General features: G+C 38.0%; 12 protein-coding genes, 1 tRNA gene and 1 rRNA gene. All 14 read left to right on the forward strand.

Going from position 1 to position 14,765, the window contains the following annotated elements:
- Window positions 1-68 precede the first annotated feature (68 nt).
- The 14 genes from dnaN (at window position 69) to ACVX3R_RS09240 (ending at window position 14,735) form a co-directional block, all read left to right on the forward strand.
- The gene (gene dnaN / locus ACVX3R_RS09175) at window positions 69-1,205 is read left to right on the forward strand and encodes a DNA polymerase III subunit beta (RefSeq protein WP_458794965.1); all 1,137 of its coding nucleotides are present in this window, start codon (window positions 69-71) and stop codon (window positions 1,203-1,205) included.
- A 64-nt stretch (window positions 1,206-1,269) separates the two neighbouring features.
- Window positions 1,270-1,464 (forward strand): DUF951 domain-containing protein, encoded by a 195-nt coding sequence (locus tag ACVX3R_RS09180; protein WP_000285184.1) that lies wholly within the window; start codon window positions 1,270-1,272, stop codon window positions 1,462-1,464.
- A gap of 84 nt (window positions 1,465-1,548) precedes the next feature.
- Complete coding sequence (gene ychF, locus ACVX3R_RS09185) at window positions 1,549-2,664, forward strand: redox-regulated ATPase YchF (protein ID WP_001218702.1); 1,116 nt, start codon at window positions 1,549-1,551, stop codon at window positions 2,662-2,664.
- A 73-nt stretch (window positions 2,665-2,737) separates the two neighbouring features.
- On the forward strand, window positions 2,738-3,307 hold the full coding sequence (gene pth / locus ACVX3R_RS09190; protein ID WP_458794966.1) for an aminoacyl-tRNA hydrolase: 570 nt from the start codon (window positions 2,738-2,740) through the stop codon (window positions 3,305-3,307).
- Window positions 3,308-6,811 (forward strand): transcription-repair coupling factor, encoded by a 3,504-nt coding sequence (gene mfd, locus ACVX3R_RS09195; protein WP_458794967.1) that lies wholly within the window; start codon window positions 3,308-3,310, stop codon window positions 6,809-6,811.
- A gap of 57 nt (window positions 6,812-6,868) precedes the next feature.
- Window positions 6,869-7,135, forward strand: coding sequence for an RNA-binding S4 domain-containing protein (locus ACVX3R_RS09200; protein WP_001234975.1), 267 nt, complete (start codon window positions 6,869-6,871; stop codon window positions 7,133-7,135).
- On the forward strand, window positions 7,128-7,496 hold the full coding sequence (locus ACVX3R_RS09205; RefSeq protein ID WP_268713780.1) for a septum formation initiator family protein: 369 nt from the start codon (window positions 7,128-7,130) through the stop codon (window positions 7,494-7,496). The genes ACVX3R_RS09200 and ACVX3R_RS09205 overlap by 8 nt, the downstream gene beginning before the upstream one ends.
- 4 nt (window positions 7,497-7,500) lie before the next feature.
- Entirely contained in the window at window positions 7,501-7,623 is a 123-nt protein-coding gene (locus ACVX3R_RS09210) for an SP_0009 family protein (protein WP_000429343.1), read from the forward strand.
- Window positions 7,616-8,884, forward strand: a complete 1,269-nt coding sequence (locus tag ACVX3R_RS09215; protein ID WP_033605780.1) for a serine hydrolase — start codon at window positions 7,616-7,618, stop codon at window positions 8,882-8,884. The genes ACVX3R_RS09210 and ACVX3R_RS09215 overlap by 8 nt, the downstream gene beginning before the upstream one ends.
- On the forward strand, window positions 8,881-10,158 hold the full coding sequence (gene tilS, locus ACVX3R_RS09220) for a tRNA lysidine(34) synthetase TilS (RefSeq protein ID WP_458794968.1): 1,278 nt from the start codon (window positions 8,881-8,883) through the stop codon (window positions 10,156-10,158). The genes ACVX3R_RS09215 and tilS overlap by 4 nt, the downstream gene beginning before the upstream one ends.
- A gap of 4 nt (window positions 10,159-10,162) precedes the next feature.
- Window positions 10,163-10,705: a hypoxanthine phosphoribosyltransferase gene (gene hpt, locus ACVX3R_RS09225; RefSeq protein ID WP_000889402.1), complete on the forward strand. Its 543-nt coding sequence runs from the start codon at window positions 10,163-10,165 to the stop codon at window positions 10,703-10,705.
- Between the two features lie 15 nt (window positions 10,706-10,720).
- Window positions 10,721-12,679, forward strand: coding sequence for an ATP-dependent zinc metalloprotease FtsH (gene ftsH / locus ACVX3R_RS09230; RefSeq protein ID WP_458794969.1), 1,959 nt, complete (start codon window positions 10,721-10,723; stop codon window positions 12,677-12,679).
- A gap of 203 nt (window positions 12,680-12,882) precedes the next feature.
- Window positions 12,883-12,954 (forward strand) — tRNA-Glu (locus ACVX3R_RS09235).
- A gap of 233 nt (window positions 12,955-13,187) precedes the next feature.
- Window positions 13,188-14,735: ribosomal RNA gene (locus ACVX3R_RS09240) — 16S ribosomal RNA — on the forward strand.
- Window positions 14,736-14,765 lie beyond the last annotated feature (30 nt).

Consider the following 14,765-nt stretch of genomic DNA (forward strand, 5'->3'; position numbering starts at 1 on the left):
CCACAGAATTCACACACTCTATTATTACTATTAACTTTCTAATACTAAAAATAAATAAAGGAGAATCCATGATTCATTTTTCAATCAATAAAAATTTATTTCTACAAGCCTTAAATACTACAAAACGAGCAATTAGCTCAAAAAATGCTATTCCAATTTTATCAACAATTAAAATTGATATTACAAATGAAGGAATTACTTTAATTGGCTCAAACGGGCAAATTTCTATTGAGAATTTCATTTCTCAAAAGAATGAAGATGCTGGTCTCTTGATTACTTCTTTGGGTTCGATTCTTCTTGAAGCTTCTTTCTTTATCAATGTGGTATCTAGTCTTCCAGATGTAACGCTAGATTTCAAAGAGATTGAACAAAAACAAATTGTCTTAACCAGTGGCAAATCAGAAATTACCCTAAAAGGAAAAGATAGCGAACAATATCCACGAATCCAAGAAATTTCAGCAAGTACTCCTTTGGTTCTTGAAACCAAACTACTCAAGAAAATTATCAATGAAACAGCTTTTGCTGCAAGTACACAAGAAAGTCGTCCAATCTTAACAGGTGTCCACTTCGTATTGAGCCAACACAAAGAACTAAAAACAGTTGCGACAGACTCACACCGCCTTAGCCAAAAGAAATTGATTCTTGAAAAAAATGGTGATGATTTCGATGTAGTAATTCCTAGTCGTTCTCTACGCGAATTTTCAGCGGTATTTACAGATGATATTGAAACTGTAGAGATTTTCTTTGCAAATAATCAAATCCTCTTTAGAAGCGAAAATATTAGCTTCTACACTCGTCTCCTAGAAGGAAACTATCCTGATACAGATCGTTTGATTCCAACAGACTTTAATACTACAATTACTTTTGATGTGGTTAATTTGCGTCAATCTATGGAGCGTGCACGTCTCTTATCAAGTGCGACTCAAAATGGTACTGTGAAGTTTGAAATTAAAGGTGGGGTTGTTAGTGCCCATGTTCACTCTCCAGAAGTTGGTAAAGTAAACGAAGAAATCGATACGGAGCAGGTGACTGGTGATGATTTGACTATTAGTTTTAACCCAACTTACTTGATTGATTCTCTCAAGGCTTTAAATAGCGAAAAGGTAACTATTAGCTTTATTTCAGCTGTTCGCCCATTTACTCTTGTGCCAGCAGATACTGACGAAGACTTTATGCAGCTCATTACACCAGTTCGTACAAATTAAGTGAAAGAGGTTGAGCCTGGCTCGCCTCTTTTATGATATAATCGAAAAAGAAAAGGAGAGTAGTATGTATCAAGTTGGAAATTTTGTTGAGATGAAAAAACCTCATGCTTGTACAATAAAGTCGACTGGTAAAAAAGCCAATCGTTGGGAAATCACACGTGTAGGGGCAGATATCAAAATCAAATGTAGCAATTGTGACCACCTTGTCATGATGAGTCGCTATGATTTTGAACGAAAAATGAATAAGATTATTGACTAAGAACCCTTAGTTAGAGGGTTAGCAAGTTTTCCCTTTTTGTGTTATAATGTTAGGGATTGAAATGAGAACGGAGAATGAGAAACTATGGCTTTAACAGCAGGTATCGTTGGTTTGCCAAACGTTGGTAAATCAACCCTTTTTAATGCAATTACAAAAGCAGGAGCAGAGGCGGCAAACTACCCATTCGCGACTATTGATCCAAATGTTGGGATGGTAGAAGTTCCAGATGAACGCCTACAAAAACTAACGGAAATGATTACTCCTAAAAAGACAGTTCCAACAACCTTTGAATTTACAGATATTGCAGGGATTGTAAAAGGAGCATCAAAAGGAGAAGGTCTAGGGAATAAATTCTTGGCCAATATCCGTGAAGTAGATGCGATTGTTCACGTAGTTCGTGCTTTTGATGATGAAAATGTTATGCGCGAGCAAGGACGTGAAGACGCCTTTGTGGATCCACTTGCAGATATTGATACCATTAACCTAGAGTTGATTCTTGCTGACTTAGAATCAGTTAATAAACGCTATGCGCGTGTAGAAAAGATGGCACGTACACAAAAAGATAAAGAATCAGTAGCAGAGTTTAACGTTCTTCAAAAAATTAAACCAGTCCTTGAAGATGGAAAATCAGCTCGTACCATTGAATTCACAGATGAGGAACAAAAGGTCGTTAAAGGTCTCTTCCTTTTGACTACTAAACCAGTTCTTTATGTTGCTAATGTGGATGAAGATGTAGTTTCAGATCCAGATTCTATCGAATATGTGAAGCAAATTCGTGAATTCGCAGCGACAGAGAATGCTGAGGTGGTAGTTATTTCTGCGCGTGCTGAAGAAGAAATTTCTGAGTTAGACGATGAAGATAAGCAAGAATTTCTTGAAGCACTTGGCTTGACAGAATCAGGAGTTGATAAATTGACTCGAGCCGCTTACCACTTGCTTGGGCTTGGAACTTACTTCACAGCTGGTGAAAAAGAAGTTCGCGCTTGGACCTTTAAGCGAGGGATGAAAGCTCCTCAAGCAGCTGGTATTATCCATTCAGACTTTGAAAAAGGTTTTATTCGTGCAGTAACCATGTCATATGAGGATCTAGTGAAATATGGATCTGAAAAGGCTGTAAAAGAAGCTGGGCGCTTGCGTGAAGAAGGAAAAGAATATATCGTTCAAGATGGCGATATCATGGAATTCCGCTTTAACGTTTAATAACATTTAATAAATAGTGTCAATTAGGTTGGAAAAAAAATTCCAACCCTTTTGGCTTTTGAAAGGAAAATAAATGACCAAATTACTTGTAGGATTAGGAAACCCAGGGGATAAATATTTTGAAACCAAGCATAATGTTGGCTTTATGTTGATTGACCAACTAGCTAAAAAACAAAACGTCACCTTTACACACGACAAGATATTTCAAGCTGACCTAGCCTCTTTTTTCTTCAATGGAGAAAAAATTTATCTCGTCAAACCAACAACATTTATGAATGAAAGTGGAAAAGCAGTTCATGCTTTATTGACTTACTATGGTTTGGATATTGAAGATTTACTCGTCATTTACGATGATCTTGACATGGAAGTTGGGAAAATTCGACTCCGAGCTAAAGGATCAACTGGTGGTCATAATGGCATTAAGTCTATTATTCAACATATAGGTACTCAAGTCTTTAACCGTGTTAAAATAGGAATCGGAAGACCTAAAAATGGAATGTCAGTTGTTCACCATGTTTTAAGTAAATTTGATCAGGAAGACTATGTAGGTATTTTACAGTCAATTGACAAGGTTGACGATGCTGTAAATTATTATTTACAAGAAAAAAACTTTGAGAAAACAATGCAGAGGTATAATGGCTAAATGGTGACTTTATTAGATTTATTCTCAGAAAATGATCAGATTAAAAAATGGCATCAAAATCTGATAGATAAGAAAAGACAACTAATACTTGGTTTATCAACATCTACCAAGGCTCTTGCAATTGCAAGTAGTCTAGAAAAAGAAAATAAGATTGTGTTACTGACTTCAACTTATGGAGAAGCAGAACGAATTATCAGTGATCTTCTTTCTCTCTTAGGAGAGGAACTTGTCTATCCTTTTTTGGTCGATGACTCTCCTATGGTAGAGTTTTTGATGTCTTCGCAAGAAAAAATCATCTCACGGATTGAAGCTTTGCGTTTTTTGAGTGATCCGTCTAAGAAAGGGATTTTAGTTTGTAATATCGCAGCGAGTCGGTTGATTTTACCCTCTCAGACTAGATTTAAAGAAAGTACTATAAAAATTGCAGTTGGTGAAGAATATGATCAACATGACCTTCTTCACAAATTAAAGGAAATAGGCTATCGCAAAGTTACACAAGTACAGACCCAAGGTGAGTTTAGTATTCGAGGAGATATTTTAGATATTTTTGAGATGTCTCAGTTAGAACCTTTCCGAATCGAGTTTTTTGGTGATGAAGTAGATGGAATTCGGACTTTTGAAGTCGAAACACAATTATCAAAAGAAAATCGGACAGAACTTACTATCTTTCCAGCTAGTGATATGCTTTTGAGAGAAAAGGATTATCAACGAGGTCAGTCAGCTTTAGAAAAGCAAATTTCGAAGACTCTATCGCCGATTTTGAAATCCTATCTAGAAGAAATTTTGTCAAGTTTTCATCAAAAACAAGTACATTCAGATAGTCGAAAGTTTTTATCTTTATGTTATGATAAAACATGGACTGTATTTGATTATATTGAAAAAGATACGCCTGTATTCTTTGACGACTATCAAAAATTGATGAATCAGTATGAAGCCTTTGAAAGAGAATTAGCGCAATACTTTACAGAAGATTTACAGAATGGTAAATCATTTTCTGAGATGCAGTATTTTGCAGATACAGAGCAAACCTATAAAAAACAAAGTCCAGTTACCTTTTTCTCTAATCTGCAAAAGGGCTTAGGAAATCTCAAGTTTGATCACATTTATCAATTTAATCAATACCCTATGCAAGAATTCTTCAATCAGTTTTCTTTTCTTAAAGAAGAAATTGAGCGATATAAAAAAATGGACTACACTATTATCTTGCAGTCTAGCAATTCAATGGGCAGTAAAACATTGGAGGATGTTTTAGAGGAATATCAGATTAAATTGGATTCCAGAGATAAGTCAAGTATCTGTAAAGAATCTGTAAACTTGATTGAGGGTAATCTAAGACATGGTTTTCATTTTGTAGATGAAAAAATTCTCTTGATTACTGAACATGAGATTTTTCAAAAGAAATTAAAACGTCGTTTTAGAAGACAACATGCTTCAAATGCAGAGCGATTAAAAGATTATAATGAACTTGAAAAAGGGGACTATGTTGTTCACCATATCCATGGAATTGGTCAATATCTAGGAATCGAAACAATTGAAATCCAAGGCATTCACCGTGATTATGTCAGTGTACAGTATCAAAATGGTGACCAAATCTCCATCCCAGTAGAGCAGATTCAGTTACTGTCTAAATATGTTTCAAGTGATGGGAAACCTCCAAAACTCAATAAATTAAATGATGGTCATTTCAAAAAGGCCAAGCAAAAAGTTAAGAACCAGGTAGAGGATATAGCTGATGATTTAATCAAACTTTATTCTGAGCGTAGTCAGTTGAAGGGGGTTGCTTTCTCGGCTGATGATGATGAGCAACATTCTTTTGACGATGCTTTTCCTTATGTTGAAACGGATGATCAACTTCGTAGTATTGAGGAAATTAAGAGAGATATGCAAGATTCTCATCCCATGGATCGACTTCTGGTTGGGGATGTTGGTTTTGGAAAGACTGAAGTTGCAATGCGTGCTGCTTTTAAGGCAGTCAATGATCACAAACAGGTGGTCGTTCTAGTTCCAACGACGGTTTTAGCACAACAACACTATACGAATTTTAAGGAACGATTCCAAAATTTTGCTGTTAATATTGATGTGTTGAGTCGCTTTAGAAGTAAAAAAGAGCAGGCAGAGACACTCGAAAAATTAAAGAATGGTCAAGTTGATATTTTGATTGGAACGCATCGTGTTTTGTCAAAAGATGTTGTGTTTTCTGATTTGGGCTTGATGATTATTGATGAGGAACAGCGATTTGGTGTCAAGCATAAAGAAACCTTGAAAGAACTGAAAAAACAAGTAGATGTTCTAACCTTGACAGCAACGCCAATTCCTCGTACCCTTCATATGTCTATGCTAGGAATTCGAGATTTGTCTGTTATTGAAACTCCTCCAACCAATCGCTATCCTGTTCAAACCTATGTATTAGAGAAGAATGATAGTGTCATTCGTGATGCTGTCTTGCGTGAAATGGAGCGTGGAGGTCAAATTTACTATCTTTACAATAAGGTTGACACGATTGACCAGAAGGTTTCAGAATTACAGGAGTTGATTCCAGAGGCTTCAATTGGGTATGTTCATGGACAAATGAGTGAAATTCAGTTAGAAAATACTCTACTGGACTTTATTGAAGGTCAGTATGATATTTTGGTGACAACTACTATTATTGAGACAGGGGTAGATATTCCAAATGCCAATACCTTATTTATTGAAAATGCAGACCATATGGGCTTGTCAACCTTGTATCAATTAAGGGGAAGAGTTGGTCGGAGCAATCGCATTGCCTATGCCTATCTTATGTATCGTCCAGAAAAATCAATCAGTGAAGTCTCTGAAAAGAGATTAGAAGCAATCAAGGGATTTACAGAATTAGGGTCAGGATTTAAGATTGCGATGCGAGATCTTTCGATTCGTGGAGCAGGAAATCTCCTAGGAAAATCCCAATCAGGTTTCATTGATTCTGTTGGTTTTGAATTGTATTCACAGTTATTAGAAGAAGCTATTGCTAAACGTAACGGTAATGGGAACACAAGAACCAAAGGAAATGCTGAGTTGATTTTACAAATTGATGCTTATCTTCCTGATACTTATATTTCTGACCAACGACATAAGATTGAAATTTACAAGAAAATTCGTCAAATTGACAACCGTGTCAACTATGAAGAGTTACAAGAAGAATTGATGGATCGTTTTGGAGAATATCCAGATGTAGTAGCATATCTTTTAGAGATTGGTTTGGTCAAGTCATATTTTGACAAGGTCTTTGTAGAACGTGTGGAAAGAAAAGAAAATAAGATTACAGTTCAATTTGAAAAAGTCACTCAACGACTATTATTGGCTCAAGATTATTTTAAAGCTTTATCCGCAACGAACTTAAAAGCAGCCATAGCTGAGAATAAGGGATTAATGGAAGTTGTATTCGATGTCCGAAACAAGAAGGATTATGAAATTTTAGAAGGTTTGCTGATTTTTGGAGAAAGTTTATTAGAGATAAAAGAATCAAAGGAAGCAAATCCCATTTAACATTTTTCTTCTATAAAAAGGATAAAAATGGTACAATAATAATTTGAGGTAATAAAAATGAGATTAGACAAGTATTTAAAAGTATCACGAATTATTAAGCGCCGCACAGTCGCAAAAGAAGTAGCAGATAAAGGTAGAATCAAGGTGAATGGAATCTTGGCCAAAAGTTCAACGGATTTGAAAGTTGATGACCAAGTTGAAATTCGATTTGGAAATAAGTTGTTGCTTGTTAAAGTACTAGAGATGAAAGATAGTACAAAAAAAGAAGATGCAGCAGGCATGTATGAAATTCTCAGTGAAACACGGGTAGAAGAAAATGTCTAAAAATATTGTACAGATGAATAATTCTTTTATTCAAAATGAACATCAACGTCGTCGTCACCTGATGAAGGAGAGACAAAAACGAAATCGTTTTATGGGTTGGGTCCTTATTTTGATGATTTTGTTGTTTATTTTACCAACTTATAACTTGGCCCAAAGCTATGATCAGTTACTGCAACGCCGTCAGCAATTGACAGAGTTGAAAGAACAATACCAAACTCTTAGTGATGAAAAAGATAAGGAATCCGCTTTTGCTACAAAGTTGAAAGATGAAGACTATGTAGCAAAATATGCACGCGCAAAGTACTATTACTCAAAGAAACGAGAAGCAATTTACACAATTCCTGATTTGCTTCCGAGGTAATGTCATGGAAAATTTATTAGAGGTTGTTGAGCAATTTTTAAGTTTATCAGATGAAAAATTAGAGGAATTGGCAGCTAAAAACCATTTATTACGATTACAAGAAGAAAGGGAAGAGAAGAATGCGTAAGTTCTTAGTAGTTTTATTGCTACCTGCTTTTATTATAACTTCAAGAGCAGTTAGCACAGAAAAACAGCTTCCTTACTCTTCACAAGAAATTTATTATCTAACCGAGTCTGATTATGGATTCTACTATAAGGAAACTCTTGAATCTCCAATGGTTTATGGAGAAACAGCCGTTTATGCTAATGAGGATCTTGTTAAGGAGTCTGGTAAATTGACTCCTGAAAACGCCTTTAAAATAATAGAATGGCGTTTAAATAGACAAGGTATTCCTGTTTTTAAATTAGACAATCATCAGTTTATTATTGCAGATAAGCGTTTGGTCTATGATCAAAGTCAAGTTGAAATTCAAACTAGACAGGTATGGTTGGAGCCGGGGGTTGTTATTTATAATAGTCCTTATGATGCTAAAGAAATTTCTTCATCCCTCTCTCCCTATCAACGCGTAACAGTGGACAGAACCCTCTTTGCTGAGGGACAAGAATTTCTTCATATTGATCAAGTTGGGTGGGTATCAAAAGAGTTCGTCTCAGAAGAAGACAATCGCATCCAAAAGGTTCAAGAAATCTTATCAAACAACTATCAGAATGAAAATTATTCTATTTATGTTAAACAACTGAGTACGGGTAAAGAGGCTGGTGTGAATGAAGACAGCAAACTTTATGCAGCTAGCATCTTGAAACTAGCCTACCTTTATTATGCTCAAGATAAGATAAATCAAGGAAAGTATACGCTAGATAGTAGCTTTAAGTATGTCCCAGAAGTAAATAGTTTCCCTGGGTCCTATAAACCAGAGGGTAGTGGTAGCTTGCCTAAAAAAGAAGATAACAAAGAATACAGTCTTCAACAGTTAATTACCAAGGTAACAAAAGAGTCTGATAATGTTGCTCATAATATTTTAGGTTATTACGTGACCAATCAATCTGACGGGGCTTTCAAAGAAAAAATGTCCACCATTATGGGTGAAGATTGGGATGTGAATGATAAATTGACTTCTTCAAAAATGGCTGGAAAGGTCATGGAAGCTATTTATAATCAGAATGGTTTTGTTCTAGAGTCTCTAGGTAAGACCGATTTTGACAACCAACGAATCGCAAAAGGTGTTTCGGTTAAGGTAGCTCATAAAATTGGAGATGCCGACGAGTATAAACATGACACTGCCATTGTTTATACGGATTCTCCTTTCGTTCTTTCTATTTTCACTAAAAATTCTGATTATGACACTATTGCTAAGATAGCTAAGGATGTCTATGAGGTTTTAAAATGAGGGAACGGGATTTTTTAAATCATTTTCTCCGAAAAGAGTATTTCAAAAAACATTCGAAAGTCGTGTTAGCTTTGTCTGGCGGACTGGATTCAATGTTTTTATTCCATCTATTGTCTACTTATCAAAATGAGTTAGAAATTGAGCTGATTGTAGCACATGTCAATCACAAGCAGAGAAGGGAGTCTGACTGGGAGGAAAATGAACTAAGGAAGTTAGCTGATGAAGCTGGACTTCCTATTTATATCACAAGCTTTTCAGGAGACTTTTCAGAAGCGCGTGCTCGAGAGTTTCGTTATGATTTTTTTAGGAAAATCATGAAAGAGGTTGGAGCGACCGCCTTGGTTACTGCCCACCATGCAGATGATCAAGTTGAAACGATTTTGATGCGCTTGATTCGAGGAAGTCGGCTACGTCATTTAACAGGAATAAAAGAAGGTCAAGTAGTTGATGATATTGAAATCATCCGTCCCTTGTTACCTTTTCATAAAAAGGATTTTCCACCAATTTTTCATTTTGAAGATCAAACAAATCAGGAAAATACCTATTTTCGCAATCGCATTCGGAATAGGTATTTACCAGAACTTGAAAAAGAAAATCCTCGTCTTAAATCCGCCCTTTTAGATTTAGGAAGGGAAATTTCAGATTACCAAGCAACAATAACAGAACTTTCGAAACAAATTGATGTGGAAGATTTGAATGAGTTATTCTCATACTCTCAACAAACTCAAGGAATCTTGCTCCAGAACTATCTTAATCAATTTCCAGACTTAAATCTGACAAAGGCTCAATTTGCCGAAGTTCGACAGATTTTAGCAACTAAAAGCCAGTATCGTCACTCTCTTAAAAATGGCTATGAATTGATAAAAGAGTATCAACGGTTTCAGATTTGTAAAATCAGTCCTCAGGCCGATGAAAAGGAAGATGAACTTGTGTTACACTATCAAAATCAAGTTCGATATATGGGCTATTTATTTTCCTTTGGCATTCCTATTGAAGGGGATTTTGTTCAAAAAGTAACGGTTTCACGGGAAACATCTGTACATATTAGATGTCGAAAACCTGGCGATGTTCTGATCCTGAATGGGCATCGAAAGAAACTGAGACGTTTATTTATAGATTTGAAAATCCCCATTGAAAAACGAAAAACAACCCCTATTATTGAGCAATTTGGAGAAATTGTCTCAATTTTAGGAATTGCGACCAGTGATTTGAGTAAAAACACGAAAAATGATATAATGAACACTGTAATTTATATAGAAAAAATAGATAGGTAAAAAGATGTTAGAACACGATATTAAAAAAATCCTCGTTTCACATGATGAAATTACAGAAGCAGCTAAAAAGCTAGGTGCGCAACTAACAAAAGAGTATGAGGGGAAAAATCCAATTCTTATTGGAATTCTGAAAGGATCGATTCCTTTTATGGCTGAATTGGTCAAACATATTGATACGCATATTGAGATGGACTTCATGATGGTATCTAGTTACCATGGTGGAACAGCAAGTAGTGGTGTCATCAATATCAAGCAAGACGTTACGCAAGATATCAAAGGGAGACATGTTTTATTTGTAGAGGATATCATTGATACAGGTCAAACTTTGAAAAATTTGCGAGATATGTTTATTGCAAGAGAAGCAGCTTCTGTTAAAATCGCGACTTTGTTGGACAAACCAGAGGGACGTGTTGTTGAAATTGAAGCGGATTATACTTGTTTTACTATTCCAAATGAGTTTGTAGTAGGTTATGGTCTGGATTATAAGGAAAATTATCGTAACCTTCCTTATGTCGGAGTATTGAAAGAAGAAGTTTATTCAAATTAGAAAGATCTATCTTTAATGAAAAAACAAAATAACGGTTTAGTTAGAAATCCATTTCTCTACTTGTTAATTATCTTCTTCCTTGTGACAGGATTCCAGTATTTTTACTCTGGAAATACTGCTGGACGAAGCGAAAAAATTAACTATACAGAATTGGTAAAAGAAATTACAGCAGACAATGTAAAAGAATTAACCTATCAGCCAAATGGTAGCATCATTGAAGTGTCTGGTGTTTATAAAAATCCTAAGACTAGTAAAGAAGAAACAGGAATTCAATTTTTTACTCCTACAGCTACAACAGTAGAAAGATTCTCAAGTACTATTCTTCCGTCTGATTCAACAGTTTCAGAATTGCAAAAACTTGCTTCTGAACATCAGGCTGAGGTTACAGTCAAACATGAGAGTTCAAGTGGTATGTGGATCAATATCCTTGTTTCTGTTGTACCATTTGCTATTCTCTTCTTTTTCCTATTCTCTATGATGGGAAATATGGGAGGAAATAATAGTAGAAATCCAATGAGTTTTGGACGTAGCAAGGCTAAAGCTGCTAACAAAGAAGATATCAAGGTACGATTCTCAGATGTTGCAGGTGCTGAGGAAGAAAAACAAGAATTAGTAGAAGTTGTTGAATTCCTAAAAGATCCAAAACGATTTACAAAACTTGGTGCGCGCATTCCCGCGGGTGTTCTTTTGGAGGGACCTCCGGGAACAGGTAAGACCTTACTAGCTAAGGCAGTTGCCGGAGAAGCAGGGGTTCCGTTCTTTAGTATCTCAGGATCTGACTTTGTAGAAATGTTTGTCGGAGTTGGTGCAAGCCGCGTTCGTTCTCTTTTTGAGGATGCAAAAAAAGCAGCGCCAGCCATCATCTTTATCGATGAAATTGATGCTGTTGGTCGCCAACGTGGTGTTGGTCTTGGTGGAGGAAATGATGAACGTGAACAAACCTTGAACCAACTCTTGATTGAGATGGATGGTTTTGAGGGAAATGAAGGAATCATCGTTATCGCTGCAACTAACCGTTCAGATGTTCTTGATCCAGCTCTTCTCCGCCCAGGACGTTTCGATAGAAAAGTCTTAGTTGGCCGTCCTGATGTTAAAGGTCGTGAAGCAATCTTGAAAGTTCACGCTAAAAATAAACCTCTGGCAGACGATGTTGATTTGAAACTGGTTGCCCAACAAACCCCAGGCTTTGTGGGAGCTGACTTAGAAAATGTTCTAAACGAGGCAGCCTTGGTTGCAGCCCGTCGAAACAAATCAATCATTGATGCTTCAGATATTGATGAGGCAGAGGACAGAGTGATTGCTGGACCATCTAAGAAGGATAAAACAGTATCACAAAGAGAACGTGAGTTGGTTGCCTACCACGAGGCTGGACATACCATTGTTGGTTTAGTCTTGTCAAATGCCCGTGTTGTTCATAAAGTTACCATTGTACCACGTGGACGTGCAGGTGGCTACATGATTGCACTTCCGAAAGAGGATCAAATGCTTCTGTCTAAAGAAGATATGAAAGAGCAATTGGCAGGTTTGATGGGTGGTCGTGTAGCTGAAGAGATTATCTTTAATGTCCAAACTACAGGAGCTTCAAATGACTTTGAACAAGCTACTCAGATGGCCCGTGCAATGGTCACTGAATACGGTATGAGTGAAAAACTAGGACCAGTTCAATACGAAGGTAATCATGCTATGTTTGGTGCACAAAGTTCTCAAAAATCAATTTCAGAACAAACAGCCTATGAGATTGATGAAGAAGTACGTTTATTATTAAATGAGGCACGAAATAAAGCAGCTGAAATTATTCAATCAAATCGTGAAACCCACAAGTTGATTGCAGAAGCATTGTTGAAATACGAGACATTAGATAGTACACAGATTAAGTCTCTTTACGAAACAGGAAAAATGCCTGAGACAGTAGAAGAAGAATCTCATGCACTATCTTATGATGAAGTAAAATCAAAAATGAGTGAAGAAAAATAAATTTAGAGAGGTTCGACCTCTCTTTTTATGTTCTAATGTGATGGCTACCGAGCAGATGCCTTGATAGTCGCCCCTCGTACAGGCTTAGATGATAAGCTATTGGATACTATTCCATTAACTTTTCCAGAATTTCGATAAAGAGGAAAAAAAGATCTTGACAAAGTAGGAAAAGTAGGTATAATAGAAAGAGTTGAAAAGCTCAAGGTCCGTTGGTCAAGGGGTTAAGACACCGCCTTTTCACGGCGGTAACACGGGTTCGAATCCCGTACGGACTATGAGTGTATCACAGGTGAGAAAAAAAGTAAAAAAAGTTTCAAAAAAGTGTTGACATAGGTCAGCAGCTGTGATATACTAATATAGTTGTCGCTTGAGAGAGATTGAGTGACAAAGACCTTTGAAAACTGAACAAGACGAACCAATGTGCAGGGCACTATAACTAAGGTTATAGTACTGAACAATGAAAAAACAATAAATCTGTCAGTGACAGAAATGAGTGAGAACTCAAACTTTTAACGAGAGTTTGATCCTGGCTCAGGACGAACGCTGGCGGCGTGCCTAATACATGCAAGTAGAACGCTGAAGAGAGGAGCTTGCTCTTCTTGGATGAGTTGCGAACGGGTGAGTAACGCGTAGGTAACCTGCCTGGTAGCGGGGGATAACTATTGGAAACGATAGCTAATACCGCATAAAATGGATTATCGCATGATAATCCATTGAAAGGTGCAAATGCATCACTACCAGATGGACCTGCGTTGTATTAGCTAGTTGGTGGGGTAACGGCTCACCAAGGCGACGATACATAGCCGACCTGAGAGGGTGATCGGCCACACTGGGACTGAGACACGGCCCAGACTCCTACGGGAGGCAGCAGTAGGGAATCTTCGGCAATGGACGGAAGTCTGACCGAGCAACGCCGCGTGAGTGAAGAAGGTTTTCGGATCGTAAAGCTCTGTTGTAAGAGAAGAACGAGTGTGAGAGTGGAAAGTTCACACTGTGACGGTATCTTACCAGAAAGGGACGGCTAACTACGTGCCAGCAGCCGCGGTAATACGTAGGTCCCGAGCGTTGTCCGGATTTATTGGGCGTAAAGCGAGCGCAGGCGGTTAGATAAGTCTGAAGTTAAAGGCTGTGGCTTAACCATAGTACGCTTTGGAAACTGTTTAACTTGAGTGCAAGAGGGGAGAGTGGAATTCCATGTGTAGCGGTGAAATGCGTAGATATATGGAGGAACACCGGTGGCGAAAGCGGCTCTCTGGCTTGTAACTGACGCTGAGGCTCGAAAGCGTGGGGAGCAAACAGGATTAGATACCCTGGTAGTCCACGCCGTAAACGATGAGTGCTAGGTGTTAGACCCTTTCCGGGGTTTAGTGCCGCAGCTAACGCATTAAGCACTCCGCCTGGGGAGTACGACCGCAAGGTTGAAACTCAAAGGAATTGACGGGGGCCCGCACAAGCGGTGGAGCATGTGGTTTAATTCGAAGCAACGCGAAGAACCTTACCAGGTCTTGACATCCCTCTGACCGCTCTAGAGATAGAGTTTTCCTTCGGGACAGAGGTGACAGGTGGTGCATGGTTGTCGTCAGCTCGTGTCGTGAGATGTTGGGTTAAGTCCCGCAACGAGCGCAACCCCTATTGTTAGTTGCCATCATTTAGTTGGGCACTCTAGCGAGACTGCCGGTAATAAACCGGAGGAAGGTGGGGATGACGTCAAATCATCATGCCCCTTATGACCTGGGCTACACACGTGCTACAATGGCTGGTACAACGAGTCGCAAGCCGGTGACGGCAAGCTAATCTCTTAAAGCCAGTCTCAGTTCGGATTGTAGGCTGCAACTCGCCTACATGAAGTCGGAATCGCTAGTAATCGCGGATCAGCACGCCGCGGTGAATACGTTCCCGGGCCTTGTACACACCGCCCGTCACACCACGAGAGTTTGTAACACCCGAAGTCGGTGAGGTAACCATTTGGAGCCAGCCGCCTAAGGTGGGATAGATGATTGGGGTGAAGTCGTAACAAGGTAGCCGTATCGGAAGGTGCGGCTGGATCACCTCCTTTCTAAGGATAAGGAACTGCGCATTGGTCTTG

This window comes from Streptococcus sp. 517s (assembly GCF_054445985.1).

Bases quoted from the DNA above. Each gene is read 5' to 3' on its own strand.
- ACVX3R_RS09180 (WP_000285184.1), top strand. From the start codon at position 1,270: ATGTATCAAGTTGGAAATTTTGTTGAGATGAAAAAACCTCATGCTTGT.
- mfd (WP_458794967.1), top strand. From the start codon at position 3,308: ATGGTGACTTTATTAGATTTATTCTCAGAAAATGATCAGATTAAAAAA.
- ACVX3R_RS09205 (WP_268713780.1), top strand. From the start codon at position 7,128: ATGTCTAAAAATATTGTACAGATGAATAATTCTTTTATTCAAAATGAA.
- pth (WP_458794966.1), top strand. From the start codon at position 2,738: ATGACCAAATTACTTGTAGGATTAGGAAACCCAGGGGATAAATATTTT.
- ACVX3R_RS09215 (WP_033605780.1), top strand. From the start codon at position 7,616: ATGCGTAAGTTCTTAGTAGTTTTATTGCTACCTGCTTTTATTATAACT.
- dnaN (WP_458794965.1), top strand. From the start codon at position 69: ATGATTCATTTTTCAATCAATAAAAATTTATTTCTACAAGCCTTAAAT.
- hpt (WP_000889402.1), top strand. From the start codon at position 10,163: ATGTTAGAACACGATATTAAAAAAATCCTCGTTTCACATGATGAAATT.
- ychF (WP_001218702.1), top strand. From the start codon at position 1,549: ATGGCTTTAACAGCAGGTATCGTTGGTTTGCCAAACGTTGGTAAATCA.
- ftsH (WP_458794969.1), top strand. From the start codon at position 10,721: ATGAAAAAACAAAATAACGGTTTAGTTAGAAATCCATTTCTCTACTTG.
- ACVX3R_RS09200 (WP_001234975.1), top strand. From the start codon at position 6,869: ATGAGATTAGACAAGTATTTAAAAGTATCACGAATTATTAAGCGCCGC.
- ACVX3R_RS09210 (WP_000429343.1), top strand. From the start codon at position 7,501: ATGGAAAATTTATTAGAGGTTGTTGAGCAATTTTTAAGTTTATCAGAT.
- tilS (WP_458794968.1), top strand. From the start codon at position 8,881: ATGAGGGAACGGGATTTTTTAAATCATTTTCTCCGAAAAGAGTATTTC.